Source organism: Opitutus sp. (assembly GCA_024998815.1).
GTDB lineage: Bacteria > Verrucomicrobiota > Verrucomicrobiia > Opitutales > Opitutaceae > Rariglobus.
Map to the genome: position 1 here is coordinate 1,530,215 of JACEUQ010000001.1, position 18,637 is coordinate 1,548,851.

An 18,637-nucleotide genomic window follows, 5' to 3' on the forward strand; every position below is an offset into this window, starting at 1 on the left:
CTCCTAGCTCACAACTCTAAGCTCCCAGCTCGCTCCCCATGAAAACCTCACTCGCCCGTACCAACGCCATCCTCTCTTTCGAGGCCAACGCCGACCTCACCGGCTACGTTGGCCGCTTCATCGTCCTCACCGCTGGCAAAGCCACGCTCCTCAGCTCGGCCACCGTCAAACCCCTGGGCGTCCTCCTTTGTGACGGCAAAGCCGCCGAACGCGTCAGCGTCGCCCTCGGCGCTGGCGGCCTCGCTGGCACTGTCCGCGTCAAACTCGCCGCAACGGTTTCGACCATCGGCGCCTACCTGCAAACCACAGCTGACGGCCGCGTTCAGACCGACGCCGGCACCGGCGCCCGCACCCTCGTTGCCCAAGCCCTCGAAACCGGCGTCACCGACGAACTCGTCGAAGCTATCCTCATCACCCCCCAATCCCTCGTCTAATCCCGGCTCCGAACCTCCGCCCTCCGACTACTCGCTACTCACTACCCGCTACTCGCTACTTCCCAAAAATGCACCTCACCCGCACCAACGCGATTATCTCGGTTATGGCCGACGTCGATCTGACCGGCCAAGAAGGCCGGTTCGTTCGGCTTAGTAACAACGAAAGCATCTGCCTGGTTGATTACGCCCTCGAAAAACCCCTTGGACTGCTTCTTACCGGCGGCAAAGCCAACGAACGCGTGACCGTGGCGATTCCCGGCGGCCTCGCTGGCACAGTCCGGGTGAAAATCACCGGCCCGGTCAGCTTTGGCGAGCAGCTGCAACTCACCGCCACCGGCTGCGTTGAAGGCTACAGCAACGACGCCCTGCGGATGGTCCTCGGGGTTGCACTCGAAGCCGGCGTTTCCGGTGAACTCATCGAAGCCGCCCTTTATACCCCGGTGCTAACACCCCGCGTCTAACCTCCGCCCGCCGTCCTCCGTGCCCTCATCCGACCTCCCGACCGTCTCTGTGTAACAACTCCTAAACTCCGTCCTCAGTCCTCCGTCCCACCGTCCTTCCTCCGATTCTCATGAGCTCCTCCAAATACAACGTCACCCTGACCAACTACGCCCGCGGCCTGTCCCAAGACATCTCCGCCACCCTCGCCAACTTCCTCGCCCCCGAGGTCGTCGTCCCTGCCGCCACCGGCCAGTATAAAAACTTCGACGACAAGAACACCTTTCAGGTGATCGACACCTCGCGTGCCGTCGGCGGCCCCGCCAAGCGCCTCGAATTCGCCGCCAGCGATCCGACCTACAACTGTCTCCCCCAGGCACTCGAAATCGCCATCGACGACCACGAACGCGACGAGGCCGGCGAAGGTGACCCGCTCCGACTCGAAGAGGCGAAAACGCAAACCCTCGTCTCCTCCGCCGTCACCTCGCACGAAGCCAAAGTGTTCGCCGCCCTGACCGCGCTCGCGGCCGCCGACAACATCACCCTGGCGAGCGACGACCCCATCGCCAAACTCGACGAGCAGATCGAAGCACTCGCGACCGACACCGGCCGCATGCCCAACCGCCTGGTGATCGGCCTGCCGCTCTGGAACAAGCTACGCAACAACGCCAAAGTGATCGCCCGCTTCCCCGGTGCGGCCTCGATCGGTGTGAGTATGGCCCAGTTTAGCTCGTTGTTGCTCAATCCGAGCATCGACATCCGCGTCGGCATCTTGGCCCGGGACACCAACAAACTCGGCCTGACCAAAGCCAACGTAAACATCGTCGGCCAGCAGTTGGTGATCTTCCACGCCAACGCCAGCCCCACGTTGTACGACCCTAGCTTCATGAAAACCTTCCGCCTGCGCCGAGGTGGTGTGGACGTCGTTCGCACCTACCGCGACGACGCCGCCCGGTCGGATATTCTGGCGGTCGACTGGAGCGAAGACATCCGCGTCACCAGCCCCGTCTGCGCCCGCAAACTCACCGCCAGCTAACGCCCTCTATTATATATACAGCACACGGGCGGCAGGTCGAAAACGACCGCCGCCCCTTTTTATGCCCTCCGGCTCCGACCTACTCACTACCCGCTACTCGCTACTCACTACTTCCGCAGATGCTCCCCGCAACCCTCTCCATCCTCCGCGACCCCGTCCCGTATCACGGTGCGGTAGGCTTTTTCGCCTTCACCACCCTCGAACGCCTCAATGCCTACGTCGGCCTCTTGGTCGGCATGGCGACCTTGGTCTACCTCTGCCTCCGCATTCGCCGCGAATGGCGAGTTCGCAATACGGTAAACCCAAAATCCGATTGAAGCCCTATCGTGCCGTCCTGATCCATTTACCTGCCTTGGCAAAAGCCGGATGATCCCTCCGTACATAATGATAGCTTTGGGGCGGACGTAGTTTTGATGCTCGAAGTCGCGCCAATGACACCGGCACAAGTTTCCACGCTTTCCTGATCCGGATGCCATAGCCGATCTCACGTCCGGAGTAATACACATCAAATTCCTCCCGCGTAATGCCGGTTTCAGTAGACATCTTCTTCCAGAGTTGAGCGGGAGAAGCTTCGATTACTTCGGCGACCTCGAATGCACCCTCCAACGAGCATCGAGGGGAACTGACATACACCATCACAAGATCACCGCTAACAACACGCGGTCGAACACGACGTAGTTCGACCGTCTTGGATCCGCTGAAAATAGCATCCGCGTAACGAGGTTTGACCGATATCAGCAGTGCGGTGGGGTTCATGGTTGCGAGCGGTTCATGCCGAATTTGTAAATCGCCGCAAATTGAGCCTCGGTGATCTTGGTTGGCGACTGGAATTGTGACTTTATGCCAAGGCTGCGCACTACGGCTACCGGCACCGGCTGCGTAAACGACTCTGAGTCTGCAAAGCGTATGGCCATGATGTCCGCGAATGGCTTGTTATCCGCCGCCGCCAGAATCTCGCGCCACTGATAGATGCCGATGCGCTGATACCGCCTGAATAGCTCCTTGGCGGTTCCGGTTTCAAATGAAAGGAGGCGGGAGCATGCACGGATAGCCATCGCACCATCGGTGCCGTCATCCTTGCATACATACCAAAGAATGCGGGCCGGTGCAGAAAGGCCGGCCGCCCTCGCACTACGGTAATACACCTGCTCCCGGTTCAGCGCGAGGCGTGCAAAGGCCCCAAAAAGCTCTTCTTCGGCAAGATGTTTGTCAAAGAGCTGGGCTGCCCACGTCGCCTTTATCGAAATGATGTAAGTGTCGACTCCTTCACCCAAAACCTTTGCAGGCCAATACCGCTCCTCCATCACTGGCGCTGGCAGTTCCACCTTGGCGATCTCATCATCGCGGTTCGCAGCATCGCCCTCCCGATCCGAAAGAAGACGGCACAGTTGGCCTCGGTCACCAACTATTGCGGGAGTCAGGCGTCGCCATCCATCGGTGTCGCTTTCGAAATGCAACTCCCTCAATGCCTCGTTTGCAGCCGGCACGAGATACGGATCGCAAATTCTCAGTTCAGCTAACCCGTCATCGCTGTTTTCTCGAACCAACGAGAGCAGGATATGGCGGAGCAGCGTTCGCTCCATGCCGCCAGGCGCTACGCGCAAAAAATCGACCAGCACACGGTTTTTGTGACGCTCCACCGTCCTGACAAAAAACGCGATGGGGCTGTTCTCGTCTTGCCAGACAACCAACATCTCCGGCGGGGAAACACCCCTTATTTGGGCCAGATTAGCCCGCATTGCCCTCGTTAATTCGCTCTTCGTTTCTCCCGCTTGCGATGCCTGAAAAATCGAAACGACAAGATCGAGGTCATCGGCCCGCATCACCCGCTGGATCAAGGTCGTGCCTGACAGGCGTGCCGGTTGATAAACGTGAGCCCTTTCGGCTTCATCCAATTTACTACTCAATTCCCCTGGAGTCATCACGCGCAATCCCAAGCGTCGTTCGATGTCCGCCGCCGCATCGAGGATTTGCTTATCTCGTGTTATGAATACATCCGCTTTTCCTGTCGCGGCCTTGGCCAATTGCTTTCGATCAGAGCACTTGCTCTCAGATTTCCCCGGCTCCCCGAGAAGTTCCACTGCAATTCCATAGGCTTTATCGTATTCCTCCGAAAAACCATTCAGTTCCTTGAATTGCTGCGCTTCACGATGGAAATAATCCCGGTCTTCACGCTCTTCGCGCCGGTCGATTTCGTTGTGCAACTCATCCACCACGCACAGCATCACTGACTCCTCAAGCCACGGCTCTAGCAACACGGTGGACTCTTCGTCGCGATTTCCCTTATTCCCTCGCAGATCGTAAAACACATTGGCGTCGATGACTGCTTTTAATCGGTCGTCATCTTCACCTCCCGAAAATTGAAGAAGATTTTCCTGCCGCAAAGCATGAACCCACAGGGTCAACTCGCTTCCGGCACGACTGCGACCGTCAACGTCTGTCCGTGCAACAAAGCCGAGGCGTTTCCACAGCTTATGCGTATGATGGTAATCCCGACGGCATTTCAGCCGCACACTGTCCCAGCCCAATCTTATCGATTCCCGCTTCAGGGCGCCCCACAAGGAATCTGAAACACTTCGCCCCCGTACATCTCGTGCCACGCATAGGTGAATGATGACTGCGCAGTTTAACCGTCGCTGCGCGCGGTAGGTAAGGTACCCCAAGACCGAACCGGCTGGGGTTGAAGCAACCAGTAGATGACCGGCCTGCGCACGTGCCTCAAACGCACCTACGGGGAATAAGCCGAGCGTCTTACGCTCAATTCCCCACATGGCTATAACCTCTTGAAACCGCTTATCCTCAGCACCAATTGCCTCTACTACATAAGGAGCGTCCATAGAGGACGGTAGAGGGTTGGCGAAGTTGTCAGGTTCCATGGCAGGCGCTGGGTTGTGGCCGTTGGGGCAAGCTTTTGCTAGAGCAATATCATCCGAGTTGACACGCCGCCCCAGGCGTATGCCCACCAAACTCATCCGCATCCTCTCCTTCCTTGGCAAAGCCGCTGGCCTCGCCCTCACCATCGCCGGCCCCCTCTCCGGCCCCCCCATCGGCCTGACGGTTTTCGCCGCCGCCTCCCTCCTCAAAGATGCGGTCAACCACTTCGGCGACCTCGCCGACGACGGTAAACCCAACGACTCCTTCAAACCCTAACCCTACGGCATCAGTTCGATCCAGCAGCCCCGACCGCTTCACCGCGCCGGGGCTTTTATTTACCCTCCTGCGATCCACCCCGATCTTGCCGCCACCCGATCCACCGTGTATCTCTTTTTAATGCGCCGCATTTTCCCCTTCTTCGCTCTTTTGGCCCTCACTTCGCTTCCTCTGTTCTCCGCCGAAGCCAAGTGGCAAACCAACTACGAAGTCGCCCTCAAGCAGGCCTCAACCGAGAAAAAACCTCTCGTGATCGACTTTACTGGTTCCGATTGGTGCGGTTGGTGTATCCGCCTCGATAAGGAAGTGTTTTCCCAACCCGCCTTCGTGAGCTACGCCGGCCAAAAGCTAGTTTTGCTCAAGGTGGATTTCCCTCGAAAGACTCCGCTTCCAGAAGCGCAGGCAGCCAAAAACAAAGAACTCGCCCGTAATTATCGAGTGCGTGGCTATCCCACGATTATCGTGCTCGATCCCGCCGGTAAACAAATCGGGCAACTCGGGTACGAAAAGGGTGGACCAAAGGTTTGGCTCGCGGAATTGGAAAAAATCACCCTCCCAGCTCCCGGCTCCAAGCCATAATCATCCGACGGCCTCACCCCTCCCCCCACCGCAGTCGGCGGCAGCCGTAAACAACCAACCCCACCCCCGCCAGCGCCTGCAGCGCGAGCACCACCAAAGCCAGCTCCGCCGTGGGCAACCAGCGTTCATTGTTCAGCCGGAACGCGTCATAAATCCGCGTGTTGGTCATCGCGTTAAAATACCCCGCCCAGGCCCAAAACGCGTTCACGAAGGGGCGGCAGATCCAGAGCAAATAACTCGGCAGCGCCAGCACCACTCCGGACAGCGGCAGTTGCATGCCGACCAGAAACACCGAGGAAAACGACGCCCGCTCCGCCGTCCTCGCCACCGCCGATATCCCCAAGCTCACAAGGGTCATCGCCACGCACGACAGCGCCAGCGTGGTAATCTGCACCCACCATTGCCCCGGAAACCGGCACACCGACTTGACGAATATCGCCATCCACGCGCCCTGCGCCCCCGCTAGGCCGGTAAAAAAGATCACCTTGGATAGAGCATAAGCCGAGGCGCGCAGCCCGTTCATCCGCTCCTTCTCAAAAACCATGCGCTCGCCCGCGATTTCACGGGCCCCGTTATTCGTGCCGGTAAGCCCGAGCAAGATCACCTGAAACAACACCAACCCGACGACGAGGTTGGCCGCCTGGGTTGCCTCGCGTTGATGCCGGATGCTTTGTTGCAGGGACTCTAAAAAACCAGCGTTTGAGTCTAGGGCGATGGCGCTGATTTGCGGTAGTCCGCCCAACGCGAAAATCGCGACGAGCACCGGAAACCCAAAGGTGATCGCGCTTACTGACATCAAATTGCCCCGGTCGCGCCAAAAAAGCTGCCACCGCCGCCGCAACAGCGTCCACGTCTGCGCCCAGCAGCCCGGTGCCAGAGTAGCGCAGACTTCCAGTCTGCTTCGGCGTCCGCGGAAGGTGAAAGCAGACTGGAAGTCTGCGCTACTTTTTACCTCAACCCACTGCGCCTTCCACAAGTCCAATGCCTTTTCGTTCAGCCGCTCGTAAAGCTGCAGCGGGTCTTCGATCTTAAAATGCGCCAAAAACTCCGGATAACTCCCTTGAAACAGCATGGCCCCTTGGCCCAGCACCGTGATCCGGTCAAAACTGCGTAGCTTCGACAGGTTATGGATGATGCAGATAAACGACTTGCCGCGCTCCGTCGCCAGCCCGCGCAGCACCTCCAAAATTTGATCCTCCGAGCGCGGATCGAGCCCCGAGGTGACTTCGTCGCACACCAGCCAATCGGGGTCGTTGACCAACTCCAGCCCGAGTCCCAGCCGCCGCAATTGTCCTCCCGAGAGGTTTTCCACCCGCGTGGATCGCGCCGCATCGAGCCCCACCGTCGTCAAAATCGCATCGAGGCGCTCGTTTCGCGCCGAGTCGTCCGCGACCAGCAAATCCAGCGCGTAGGCTAAACTTTCCTCCACCGTGAGCTTGGGGTTGGCGATGCTGAACTGCGGCGCAAATCCCACCCGCCCCACCAGATCCCCCGGTTCGTCCACCTCCGCCCCGTCGAACTCCACCCGGCCGGTGCTCGGCACCAATCCGAGCAGCGCCTTGACGAGCGTCGTCTTGCCGCAACCGGATGGCCCAACCACCGCGTGCAGGCCCACACGGGGGAATTCCGCCGCCACCCCCGCCAGCAGGGTTTTAGCCCCGTCCGGGGTGGTGACCGTCAGATCTTGAGTGCGAAACATCGTGAGCGGCTACTTCTTCGCCTCGCCACTCGCCACCGCTGCATCGGCGGTACCGCCAGCGGCTTTGGCGAGACCACCTCCGCCCGCGCGGTTGTCCAAAATATCGGCGGTCAACCGCACAATGCCGTCATCCGCAAAATAGCTGGCCGGGTATTTTTCTTTGGCATCCAGGTAGGCGAGGAGTGCACCCACTCGCTGCCCCTGACGTTCCTCCACGTCCGCCTTGGCGATCAGCGAGGCAAAGGCCGACGCCTTCACCGCGAGGTCCGAGCGCGCCCGGTTGATTTGTAGGTCGTCGGGGAACGCACGGTAGGCGCGCTCGACGATTTCCCATGCACCGAGATCGTTTTTGGTCCGCTCCAACTCACGCGACTGCGCGATGGCTGTCTCGATCTGCTCCATGCGCTTCATGATGTCGGTGAACTTCTTGGTCCGCTCGGCGTCACCATGCAGCGCCGCCGCGAAACGGAACCGCTCGTTGAAAATCGACCTCAACTCCCCGTTCGACAGCAGTCGGTCGAAATCCTTGCCCGCCACATCCACCACGTCGGAGCGTTGCTCCACCCCGTTGGAAAATTTCGTGATCGCCGGGTTCGATGGCCAAGTCTCCATCGCCAGTTTGATCGCCTCCTCGGCACCCTTCATGTCGCCGGTCTTTGCCGCCAGCCCGGCTTTTTGCAGCGCGAGGCTGCTCACCTGCTTGGCCGCCACGATCAGCGCGTTGGGCTTCACCGCATCGAAGTCCGGCACCTTGGCCTTGATCTCGGTGATCAGCGTCGTTGCCCGTTCGAAATCCTTGGCCTCCAGCGCCGTCGCCAGATCGCCCATGCCCTGCACCGACGTGCGCAACTTATCCTTTTGGTCGATCGGGAAGGTTTTTACCACCGGCAGGAATTCCCCAAGGTGAAAAACTTCCATCAGGCGTAGCGACGACCCGTAGATTTCCCCTTTGCTCAAAAGATGGTTAACCGCCTTGGTGCCCGCATCCACCTCCCGCACCGCCTCGCGGGTCAGCGCCTCGATGCCCGAGGTGGTCAACTTCACATCGATGTCCCCCAGCAGTTGCTTTTTGAGGCCGTCGCCGCCCTCCATGTTACCCTGCTCGCCCGGGAAAAGGTAACGGTAAAAGTCCAACGCTATAAAAACATGCTGAAACCGGCGCTGGGCAAAAAGTTGGAAAATCATGCCCTGAAACTCCAGCTTCTGGTTCAGTCGCGAAGAGGTTTCCAGTTTTTCGTTATCGGCAATGCGCCGCTCGGCGTCTTCGAGCCGCTTTTGAAACGGACTCGACGCGTAATCTCGGCTGGGGGGCGGCGTAGCCGTGGCCGCAGTATTGGCCCTGATCGAATTCAGTACCTCGTTACGGTCGCTGTCCTTTGTTCGCACGACGTTCGATTCCGCCTGGGCACGCTTTTTCTCCAAATCTTTATTGGTTTGGAGGATATCCTTCACCTTGGCATTGGTCTGCCAATGGCTGATCAAGCTGTTCGCGAGGGTTTCGCTCAGGCGTGAATCGCCCTCGTAGTCAGCCGCCTTATAAAGCAGCCGCCACGCCTCAGCCAAACGCTGTTCTACGGAGCCACCCTTACGCCCCTTGAGCGTATCAGAGATGTCTTCGAGGGTTTGGTTGTAGGCAATATCGGCGGCACCATTGGCCTCCGGCGTCACCAAGTAGCGCTCGAAGCGCGCGAGCAGTACCTTGGATTCCCCCATGCCGAAGGTTTTACCCTGCCACGACACATTACCCGATTGCGGGTCAAACATCTTGAGCAAGTTAAGCCCCCCGCCGCCGCCACCACCAGGGTTTGGCGCCTCAGGGGCACTCTTGCTCTCACCGCCTGGCCTTGATGCCGCGGGAGCAGTCCCGCCGTCGGGTGGCTGTGTCGAACCGAATGGCGCCTGGGCGAAGACAATCGCCCCGCTGGCGATAAAAACTCCGATAAAAATAGTCCGCTTCTGTTTTTGCATTTTGTTTCGTATGTAGCGTTGGCCGTCCTCGGCCAATTTCTCAGCCGACAACGACCGATTGTCGTCCCGTAAGTGGCTTAGTTTTGATGGCTTCACAGTTTCCGCGCTTCGGTCAATTCCATCAGCCCGTCCATCGCCACCAGCACGGTGAGCGTATAAAGCTGGCCCGGCTCAGGGTTAAACGCCTGCACCTTACCGCCATCGAGAAACGGCACTGGGCGACCCGAAGCCGTGTCGCGGGCGAGGATGATTCGCCCGGTGCCTGCCTTCGTATCGAGTTGGCGCTCGATACGAGCAGAAAACTCGTAGCGATTGCCCGCGAGCCCCCGCGCATTGGCCAAATACGTTTCAATCGGCAGCTTAGGCGCACTGGGCATAAACGCGTGCCAGCCAAAAAAGCCCACCAGCCCCAGCACGACCAACCCAGCCACGATCCCCCCGACCACTGGACCGTTGGATTTTTTTGTAGTTTTCTGATTCATAGATTTTCGTGTCATTTCGTGTGTTTCGTGGGCAAATAAAACCTAGGACCGTTTAACGCCAAGTCATCGCCAAGGCCCTGCGTATTTTCTTTGCTTTCTTTAATCCCTTTAGGCCTTTGCATTAAAAGCTCCGTATTCTTCCGTGTCATTCCGTGTGTTCCGTGGGCAACTCTCCGGTGGTGTTCAAAATCACTTTCAGCGGGTTGTTTTTTGCGACTTCTGCGCATTTTTGCGGCCAAATCATCTGTTTTAAAATTTTGAAGGTGGGTGAAGGGATCCCTTTTAGTGTCATTTCGTGTTTTTTGTGGCCAATGGATGGTGGCTAGCCAGCGAAAACAGCGATGAACCTGTTTTCCTCGCGTGCTTTGCGCCCTTCAAACCTTTGCGTTAAAAACTCCGAATTCTTCCGTGTCATTCAGTGTATTCCGTGGGCAACTCTCAGGAGGTTTTCAAACTCACTTTCAGCGGAGTTGGTTTTTGCGACTTCTGCGCATTTTTGCGGCCAAATCATCTGTTTTTAAATTTTGAAGGTGGGTGAAGGGATCCCTTTTCGTGTCATTTCGTGTGTTTCGTGGGCACCCCGCCGGAGGTTTTCACCACAACCGCCACCAGCCCCAACATCAGCACATCCCTCACCACCAGCCACAAATAGTTCGCCGGTTCAGTCGATGCCCCAAAGCACCCACACGACAGCGTAAGCCCGCGCGCCCACCCCGATATAATCGCCGCAAGAAACACCATCAACAGCCCGCCAATCACCAACGCCCCGGCCTGCGCCCATTTGCGCGTCAACAGCAGCGCCGCCGCAGCGGTGATTTCCAAAAACGGCAGCCAAATCGACATCAACCAAGCCCAGCGGTAGGGCAGCAGCTCGTAGGTCTCGATGTCCCGCAAAAACAGCTCCGGCTCAATGGCCTTAAGGATACCGGCCCAAAGGAACAAACCGGCCAGAGCCAGCCGCGCACCCCAGTTCGCCCATCGCATAACCTTGCCTTCGTAGCGGAGCGGCGGAGCCGTTTCTTCCCCGCTGAGGTGAGCGGAGGTTTCAGCGTTGGATGAGGTGGGTTGCGGCAACATGGCTGGGAACTTGCTAGAACAAAAAAAGGGAAAACGACGGCAAGCGGCACTCCCAAGCAAGTTAATTTACGTCAGTTCACGATAAATACACCGCCACAACATATGTTTCGTATCCCCCCCCCCCACCAGTAAGTTACAAATCGGTGACATCAAAAAATTAAATGCATATTTATGTTGCAACCCCCAACACCACCACCTTTCAGGTACGCCGCTTAAATCGAAATTCAACTTATGAAAAAACACATCAAGCTCCTCCTCCTCGCGCTCGGCTTCGGGCTGAGTCTTTTCTCGGTCGCAGCTCATGCCTCTTGCGACCCGTGCAATGATCCAAATCCGCCGCCGGAGTGTGATGATGATGACGACGACGATGACGGAGACTCCATGCCCGAAAGCGTGGTCATCGACGACATGCAGATCTTAATCTTTGCAGACGAAGTCGCTTTGGCTACCGCGCCCTCTGGATCCGCTTCTTCTGAGGTCAAGTAATCGAACGTGCTAGTATCGTTTTTCCAGTTTCAACGTTGGCTCGCTTGCTGGGCGTTTGTCTGCTTGGGCTCACTTCATGTGAACGCTCAGGCAGACTTTACTTGGAAATATGAGCCGCGTTCTCTCGGGTCTGCTGATCGCTATGGATATGCTATCTGGACGGTGCCGCTCGCGAAACTAACCTTGGACGGGAAAGATATTCCCCTACGAGCAGAATTTTCTACCGACCCTCGCCCCGATCCTTCTCCAAGCCCGCTAGGCCGTGGATGGGCGATCAACTTCTTCTCCAGTGCCTTGGTGGAAGTCGATCAAGACAGTATGCGTTGGCACCGGCCAGACGGACGCGTTTTCTTCTTCATTTTGGAACGCGGCAACACTGCGGCTCAAAAGCGCGGACCGAACGACCCTATTACCTTCAGCTCGAAAAACGATTCTTGGACTGCAGTTAAAATACCGAAAAAGCGGATTATCACCCTTTCCGACAACGACACTGGAGCCGAATTCGTTTATGAGGACGGACTCTTAGTTCGTTTCGCATTTCGCAATGTAACTAAGGGAGCTAAACGGTATTCCATAAGCTACAATCGCTCGCGACGTCCTGTTCGTCTAACTGTCTTTGATTCAGGCAAAATACTCGCCGAGTTTTCATACGACAATCCCGAGCGTGCAAAATCCCTAAACTTGGGAGAAACGAATAGCCTAGCCGCTAAACCCATTGAATTCGAGTATGCGACTGCGGCGTTGAACCAGTTTGATGCAGGACCCTATTTAAGTAAAATCAGTGATACCCTACTGACGCCGCTGAATATAACCTACCAAGCGGAAAACGCGGAAGCCAATCGTATCAGTTTGGGACGATCGGCCTTCGGCGGCACCAGCAGCTTAGTTTGGAAAGCGAAAACAGGATTTATCGTCGAAGATGAAGGAGCGTCCTATAAAATAGAAAATCCGAGCCTCGCCAATCGTGGCAAGCCTGAGGTTGACCCTAAAACCAAAAGCCAAGTCACGGACTATAACTGGCGACCCGACGAAGCGAAGGTGACAAGAACAGACAAAGAGGGGAAGTCGGAGTTCAGGTTTTATGATCGAGCCAAAGGTGTTCTAACCGAAAAAAATACAGATGGGGTAACGACGGTCACAAGTTACCTATTAACCCCTGGAACCATGTATGGCAAGGTTCGGAAAATCGAGCAACTCCAAGGTAAAGATCGTAAGGTGATAGCAAGAAACGCCTATAACGACGCCGGGCAAATGATCCGTAATATCAATGCTACTGGCGATATTTCATTGTGGGAATATGCCACGGAAGGAGAAAACTCAGTTTCACGTCATTACATTAACAACCAGCCGGTTTCCGAACGATTCCAAAGTACTAATGGCGATGTCATTACACGCAATTTTACCAGCGATGGAATCCGCGAGTTCAAGCGAACCCAAGCTGGTGACAATTCCGTCATTCAAGTAAGCCTCAACGGTATTCTTGAGTCTGAAAAAACAATTTCGCCAGAAGGTAACCTCATCAAATATTTAAAGGCTGATGGCACCCTAATGGAATGGGTGAAGGCAGGGGGCGAAGTCAGACAAATAATTTCACAGAACGGAACACACCTGCGAACACTTTCCGCGACTGGAAAAACAATTTGGACTCATAGCCGAAGCGCAAAATAGGGGCACGAAAAATTTCCTTGTAAAAATCAATATGAAAATAAAATATACGTCACTAATAATTCTAGGTCTGCTGCCTATACTCTCTTATGCACAGGATTGCCCGTGTGATGATGGCACCAGTGAATATACCGTCGATTGCGATGGTGACGGTGTTAATGACGCGTGTAGCGTTGAGGATTGTGGGCCGTGTGTTGCCGGCAATGAAGCGTCTGAGGGAAATGAATGCTGCGGGACAACAGAATATGATCCCGAAACGGACTGGGAATTTACCCCTTATAGCGTCGACTTACAAGCGTTACAGGAGGCGTATGGAGCAGCCAAGAATATTTTTGAAAGCGTCGGCCCTTGTGAACAGTCTGCGGGCGGCTTACCTACGGTGTCTGTTGAGCTAGGCGTGAAGGACGTCTGCTGCAACGAAACTCTCGTCTCCAAAGATAAATATCAGGGCACAGCCTCTTGGAACTTTGGGAGTATACAATGCGAGTGGCCACTATTTGGAATTCCCATAATTGGTAGCGTCAATGGTGTTGGCAATCTCGGAGCTAATGTTTCATTCAGCATTTCAGGTGAGCAAACATGTGATGAAACTGAGATTTGCTCAACGGGCACATTCGGAGTATCTGCTGGTGGCGGAGCCAGTCTGTCAGCCGTTGGCGACATCATTTCTTTTACTGGTACACTTAATGTTGCAATCGAAGCCCAGGCCGAATGGTGCCCGCCAGAGGAGCCGACTGGTGAAGTTGGCCTGCAATCAATTACGCTAGTAGGAGAGGCTGAATTGGTTTGGATTTCGCAGGGCGTTAGCTACACAGTCTGGGAGGGTTAACCATGAACAAAGCTATTTTAGTTTATTTTATTGCGTGCATTAACGTCTTTGGGAGCGATCTATTCATCCCCGAGCCTATTACCATAGAGGTGCCGAAAGTTGTCATGAAGCGGCCCGAGGGCAAGGCCGAAGGAACTGTAAAGCACACAATAATAGGAGCGTTATATGACTCCAATCAAATTGTATTGACCGGTGTAAGAGCACAAGAGCCCGAAAAGGCTTTTTTGAATCCTTATGCACTACTCGATGAATTAGTGCTGCATTACAAAAACAAGGATTTCGAAGCATTAGTAAACCTATTCTCGCCTAGTTCACGACCTGAAATGCAGCTTCGCCTGAATCATCCCGAAAGGGGCGATAAAATAAAGGCTCATTTGGCCGGCATAAAGCAGTTTGAGATTATTGCTTCATGGATTGTTGTTCCGAATAAATTAATCGTATTAGCAAAATCATCGCCCTCAGGCCTCCCCATGCCGCAGTTATTGGTGTTTGAAGGAGGGAGATGGTATATGATCGCAGGCGAAAAAATCACGTCGGACGTATCCAATTCACTTGGCGCATTATATGCAGCTGGTCGCAATAATTCCGAGGTGAAAATTTCGCAGCCATCTCCCGAGGAAATCCTTCTTTTAACATCTTCGGGGTTAGCTGAGCTTGCAGATAAACTCAAGCCTCGGATCAATAACTAGTCAACATAACGGATACTAGGTTTTCACGTGCCTACTCTCCATGCCTGCCTCTATCAAGCGGCAGGCATTTAATTTGCGATAACCTAGGGTAAAAGCGCACGATTTTATATAATGGCAAACATTAAGCGCCCGAGCATTATTTTAGTATTAGGGATTAGCCTAGCACTAACAATTATAGCTACTTTCGTTTATTATACCTACATTAGGCCCGCTCACTTCCCTGTGGTAAGCGGCAAAATTGTTGCGCACGATGTTGAATATCGTATTAGAAAAAAACGAGCAGTGCTGGCGTGCGTAAAAGTTGAATTCGAATTTCAAGGGGCTAGTCACTTGGAAAGCGATTGCAGCGTTGCCGGACGCAAGTTTGCGGACAAAGAAACAGCCCTATCCTACTTGGTAGCGCATTACCCTATTGGGCCGGTTAGAATACGTGTTAATCCGCAAAACCCTTCCGAGATAACTCTAGTTTCACCTTAATTAAATAGCTATGACTTCAAGAATATTAAATTGCGTCGTGCCACTATGCATGCTTGCCTTGACCTCGGCAGCATTCGGTCAAATCAAGTGGGCAGAAGAAAATCCTGAATTTTCAATTCAGGCAGAAGATGCTTCTTTTAACTTTAAGCTGAATGTACAAAACACGTCCGATCGTGATATTCAAATAACTAAGGTTACTGCTAGTTGTGGCTGCACATTAGCCGCCGCAGAGCCTTCTCTAGTCCATCCTGGTGACATAGCTACTATAAACGGTATCTACAAGCCGGGAAATAGAACTGGAATGAATTTCGTGACTGTGACTGTGAGTGGGCGATTTGACTCTAATTCATCTAAATTAGGAGGATCAGTTGAGAAATCGGACTTCGCCTCATCCGTTAAGATCAAATTTAATATAGCGCAGTCTGTGTCTATTAAGCCGGGCATATTAATGTGGCGGAAGGACGCGGCGCCTATTGCAAAGCATGTAAGCATTGTAACTAAAGGCCAATCCACCATTCGGATAGCGGATATTAAACTGAATGATGAGCTTTATAGTTATGAACTTATTAATGAAACCGCCTCCGGCTCTTTCAAAATTGTCGTATCCCCCATCTCTACACAAAGTTTTTCACGGGAAACGGTTAGCTTTCAGGTCGTTAATGATTCAGGCAAAGCCCGCACTTATTATGTCCAGTTGATCGTTCGATAAAATTTCTCGGAGTAAGGCCTAAAAGCCCCCCCCCTAGTTCGTTGTGGTCACTTGTCCTTTTACTACGTTCATGATTCGCTACAAATCATTTCAAATTTCAATTATGTAGCTGGGGTGGGGGGCCAATCCGAAGGGGGCAATTCGTTTTTTGTTAGTTTTAAAGGCAGCAAAACTTACTTGAATCCATTTGCCTTTCCCCAAATCCTTTAAGCACACATTGAACTCGTTCCATCGTCCTAATGCTTTAAGGTGCTAAAGACAGTTTTTCCAGTAATTATTAATGCCCTGAGACAGATATTGCCTTAAATGATAAAGCATGCCCGGTTCCTTTCCTTGAGGCTAAACGCCTTGCCTGTAATGTTCGGAGTAATTGTGTTGGGCTCCACAGTTTTACCGCTTTTAGTTTCCTGCTTTCTCAAACAATCGAATCATTATAGCCTTGGGCATTGGTCAATTAATGAATTATCGGCCACCGATCTCTCGCTTGCTCAGTCGAGCACCCTAATTGTTGATGCTCGCGCCTTCGCTGACTATCAAAAAGGCCATATAGCTGCCGCGCTTTCACTGAGCCCCGAACGCTGGGACGAGTCGCTTGGGGATTTCTTATCAGCTTGGTCGCCTGAGCGACCGGTGGTTGTTTACTGTGGCGGTCAAGCCTGCGGACTCAGTAAAGACGTCGCCCTAAAAATATTAAGTGATTTACCCGACGCCAAAGTTTTTGTGCTCAAGGGCGGCTATCCCGCATGGCAAACTTATCAGGCACAAAAAAATCCCGCTGCACTATGATTTTTCGCTATAACCTGCGGGTTTATTTTGCATTACTGTTATTAGGCTCGCCGTTAGCTCGGGCTGAATGGGTAACGACTTCGTTACCCAGGGTTAATGATTTGACCAAAGCCGAACTGTTTCACGAAACGAGCCTAACACCGACCAACGGCGTGGTGGTGTTGTTGCCTGGCATGAACGGGGATGGTAAAGTTATGCTCGGCGAAACCCCGTGGCGCGATTTTGCCAAAACTCATGGACTGGGTTTAGTCGGCGTGTCCTTTTCCTCCCCCCCGGCGCTGCTTTATGGCAATCCCGCCAAGGGTTACTATTATCCCGAACAAGGTTCAGGTGAAGCGTTGATCAACGGTCTGCATAAAATCTACGGAAAAAACGTTAAGATTTTATTATATGGCTTTTCCGGCGGGGCCCAGTTCGGCAGCCGCTTCGCCGAACTCTATCCCGAAAAAATGCTGGGTTGGGCCGCGTATTCTGCTTCCTTCTGGAAGAACCCTAACTCTGCAGGACCCAACTCCGCACCAGGCATTGTCGCATGTGGTGAATTCGACGCCGAGCGATACGGACCCTCCTTCGCCTACTTCCAGCAAGGACGCCGCAAAGATGCCCGCTTGACGTGGGTGAGCATTGGCAACGTCGGCCACATGCGGCATAAACGCTTTGAAGAGTTCGTGCGCGCCTACTTTGTCGCCGTGCTCAACGGAAAATTCGACCACGCCAAATGGCTGGATGCCGAAACCAAACTCCCGACGACCGAAGACGACCGACTCTTGAATCCGGCCCTTTCAGTTTGGCTACCAACGTCCGAGATCGCCGACTCGTGGCTAAAACTCCACCACCCGTGACTTTCGGATTTTTAACGCAAAGGTCGCCAAGCCCTCGCATAGATCGCCAAAGCCCCAAGTGTTTTCCTTTCGTGCTTAGCGCCCTCCAAATCTTTGCGTTAAAAATCCGCTCCTTTGCCGTTCGGGCTGATTCTTGCCGCCCCTTTCGTGTCATTTCGTGTTTTTCGTGGGCAAAGAAACTTCAAGACCGTTCAACGCAAAGGTCGCCAAGCCTTCGCGAAGATCAACAAGGCCCTTCTTGGTTTTCTTTGCATCCTTTGCGTCCTTCCCCTCTTTGCGTTAAAAAAATCCCCTTTCTCTTAGTCGTTCTTTTTGGGGTCTTATCTCTACAAGCGCAAACTCCTCCCGCCAAGGAGCCAAGCTATCAATCGGGCCAGGTGGTCGACGGGGTGATTTACTATAAACAGTTCGTCAATTTCGGCCCCGGTAAGGACAGTTGGATCAATTTTGCCCTTCGTTTTCCACCCGGACACAAAGACGGCGACCCGGTACGCGGCGTTCTCTGTGTTTGCACCTGGAAAGATACGCCCGATGGCGTGATGGGCAATCTACGCTCCGGCCCTCTCGTCAAATGGGCACAGAAAAACGAGTTCGCCCTTTTGAGTTGGTCTCGCCTCAAGTTTTATACAATCGGCACCAGTAATGACGAGATGGACGACAAGGAGAATCGCGAATGGGACCGTCAGTTCGACATCGCCGCCCGGAAGTGGGAATATTCCATCGGGGAGCTAACGAGAAAGTATAAGCTGCCCGCCAAGGGTTTCCTGATCGATGGCATTTCAGGTGGAGCCCAAACCGCGCACCGCCTCGCCTTGCGCAAGCCGGAGTATTTCGCGGGCATCCATATCCACATCAACAGCTCTTACGACGACTTGACCCCAGGTGCTAAAAATATGGCGTGGTTAGTCACCACCGGCGAACGGGAATTCGGCTACACGGCGTCTCATCGTTTTTATTATAACGCATTGGAGCTGGGATATCCCATGATTTATAAAGCCGGGGAAGGGCTTGGGCACTCCGGCAGCCCTGAGATCGATAAACTCACCGTAGCCTTTTTCGACTATCTTTTGCCTTTTTTACCCGACTACCGCGACAAAGACCCGCAAGCCAAAGGCGATCCGTATAAACTCATGCGACAGCCGCGTTACATCGGCGATTGGCTCAACCAACAAGCCGTGCCCTTTGAAAAACGCCACCTGATCCAAGGCCGCTACCAAACCGCGCTTCCTACCCGTGATATCGCAGTCGCCTGGGGGCCGTTGTTAGAGAGATGAAGCGGTCTCAATCGCTT

At 54.2% G+C, this 18,637-nt stretch carries 20 protein-coding genes; 14 read left to right on the forward strand and 6 right to left on the reverse strand.

The window, feature by feature from the left end; all coding sequences use genetic code 11:
- The first annotated feature begins 38 nt into the window (after nt 1-38).
- From H2170_06625 to H2170_06640, 4 genes are all read left to right on the forward strand, one after another.
- A complete protein-coding gene (locus tag H2170_06625; protein MCS6299761.1) occupies nt 39-434 on the forward strand; it encodes a hypothetical protein in 396 nt (131 codons plus the stop codon).
- A gap of 68 nt (nt 435-502) precedes the next feature.
- Nucleotides 503-895, forward strand: coding sequence for a hypothetical protein (locus tag H2170_06630; GenBank protein ID MCS6299762.1), 393 nt, complete (start codon nt 503-505; stop codon nt 893-895).
- Between the two features lie 110 nt (nt 896-1,005).
- Complete coding sequence (locus H2170_06635; protein MCS6299763.1) at nt 1,006-1,908, forward strand: hypothetical protein; 903 nt, start codon at nt 1,006-1,008, stop codon at nt 1,906-1,908.
- 119 nt (nt 1,909-2,027) lie between these two features.
- Nucleotides 2,028-2,225 (forward strand): hypothetical protein, encoded by a 198-nt coding sequence (locus H2170_06640; protein ID MCS6299764.1) that lies wholly within the window; start codon nt 2,028-2,030, stop codon nt 2,223-2,225.
- Nucleotides 2,226-2,229: 4 nt separating this feature from the next.
- Here H2170_06640 and H2170_06645 read toward each other — a convergent pair whose 3' ends face one another.
- Nucleotides 2,230-2,664: an ASCH domain-containing protein gene (locus tag H2170_06645; GenBank protein ID MCS6299765.1), complete on the reverse strand. Its 435-nt coding sequence runs from the start codon at nt 2,662-2,664 to the stop codon at nt 2,230-2,232.
- Complete coding sequence (locus tag H2170_06650) at nt 2,661-4,745, reverse strand: GNAT family N-acetyltransferase (GenBank protein MCS6299766.1); 2,085 nt, start codon at nt 4,743-4,745, stop codon at nt 2,661-2,663. The genes H2170_06645 and H2170_06650 overlap by 4 nt, the downstream gene beginning before the upstream one ends.
- Nucleotides 4,746-4,863: 118 nt before the next feature.
- Between H2170_06650 and H2170_06655 the strand changes: the two genes are divergently transcribed.
- Together H2170_06655 and H2170_06660 are read left to right on the forward strand one after the other, a co-directional pair.
- Nucleotides 4,864-5,058 (forward strand): hypothetical protein, encoded by a 195-nt coding sequence (locus H2170_06655; protein ID MCS6299767.1) that lies wholly within the window; start codon nt 4,864-4,866, stop codon nt 5,056-5,058.
- Between the two features lie 120 nt (nt 5,059-5,178).
- The gene (locus H2170_06660; GenBank protein MCS6299768.1) at nt 5,179-5,637 is read left to right on the forward strand and encodes a thioredoxin family protein; all 459 of its coding nucleotides are present in this window, start codon (nt 5,179-5,181) and stop codon (nt 5,635-5,637) included.
- Between the two features lie 13 nt (nt 5,638-5,650).
- Here H2170_06660 and H2170_06665 read toward each other — a convergent pair whose 3' ends face one another.
- From H2170_06665 to H2170_06680, 4 genes are all read right to left on the reverse strand, one after another.
- Complete coding sequence (locus H2170_06665) at nt 5,651-7,336, reverse strand: ATP-binding cassette domain-containing protein (GenBank protein ID MCS6299769.1); 1,686 nt, start codon at nt 7,334-7,336, stop codon at nt 5,651-5,653.
- A gap of 9 nt (nt 7,337-7,345) precedes the next feature.
- Nucleotides 7,346-9,100, reverse strand: coding sequence for a hypothetical protein (locus H2170_06670; GenBank protein ID MCS6299770.1), 1,755 nt, complete (start codon nt 9,098-9,100; stop codon nt 7,346-7,348).
- A gap of 296 nt (nt 9,101-9,396) precedes the next feature.
- Nucleotides 9,397-9,786, reverse strand: coding sequence for a hypothetical protein (locus tag H2170_06675; protein ID MCS6299771.1), 390 nt, complete (start codon nt 9,784-9,786; stop codon nt 9,397-9,399).
- Between the two features lie 555 nt (nt 9,787-10,341).
- Nucleotides 10,342-10,863 (reverse strand): hypothetical protein, encoded by a 522-nt coding sequence (locus H2170_06680; GenBank protein ID MCS6299772.1) that lies wholly within the window; start codon nt 10,861-10,863, stop codon nt 10,342-10,344.
- A gap of 231 nt (nt 10,864-11,094) precedes the next feature.
- Between H2170_06680 and H2170_06685 the strand changes: the two genes are divergently transcribed.
- The 8 genes from H2170_06685 to H2170_06720 all read left to right on the forward strand — a co-directional run bounded on the left by H2170_06685 (nt 11,095) and on the right by H2170_06720 (nt 18,620).
- Nucleotides 11,095-11,349 carry a hypothetical protein gene (locus H2170_06685; GenBank protein MCS6299773.1) on the forward strand — a complete coding sequence of 85 codons (255 nt, stop codon included), beginning with the start codon at nt 11,095-11,097 and terminating at the stop codon, nt 11,347-11,349.
- Between the two features lie 78 nt (nt 11,350-11,427).
- On the forward strand, nt 11,428-13,017 hold the full coding sequence (locus H2170_06690) for a hypothetical protein (GenBank protein ID MCS6299774.1): 1,590 nt from the start codon (nt 11,428-11,430) through the stop codon (nt 13,015-13,017).
- A gap of 31 nt (nt 13,018-13,048) precedes the next feature.
- Nucleotides 13,049-13,843: a hypothetical protein gene (locus H2170_06695; GenBank protein MCS6299775.1), complete on the forward strand. Its 795-nt coding sequence runs from the start codon at nt 13,049-13,051 to the stop codon at nt 13,841-13,843.
- A 2-nt stretch (nt 13,844-13,845) separates the two neighbouring features.
- Nucleotides 13,846-14,532, forward strand: a complete 687-nt coding sequence (locus tag H2170_06700) for a hypothetical protein (GenBank protein MCS6299776.1) — start codon at nt 13,846-13,848, stop codon at nt 14,530-14,532.
- Between the two features lie 526 nt (nt 14,533-15,058).
- Nucleotides 15,059-15,718, forward strand: a complete 660-nt coding sequence (locus H2170_06705; protein MCS6299777.1) for a DUF1573 domain-containing protein — start codon at nt 15,059-15,061, stop codon at nt 15,716-15,718.
- Nucleotides 15,719-16,075: 357 nt separating this feature from the next.
- A complete protein-coding gene (locus tag H2170_06710) occupies nt 16,076-16,504 on the forward strand; it encodes a rhodanese-like domain-containing protein (protein MCS6299778.1) in 429 nt (142 codons plus the stop codon).
- Nucleotides 16,501-17,346 carry a hypothetical protein gene (locus H2170_06715; protein MCS6299779.1) on the forward strand — a complete coding sequence of 282 codons (846 nt, stop codon included), beginning with the start codon at nt 16,501-16,503 and terminating at the stop codon, nt 17,344-17,346. Before H2170_06710 ends, H2170_06715 begins: the two co-directional genes overlap by 4 nt.
- Nucleotides 17,347-17,417: 71 nt before the next feature.
- Nucleotides 17,418-18,620, forward strand: a complete 1,203-nt coding sequence (locus H2170_06720) for a hypothetical protein (protein ID MCS6299780.1) — start codon at nt 17,418-17,420, stop codon at nt 18,618-18,620.
- Nucleotides 18,621-18,637 lie beyond the last annotated feature (17 nt).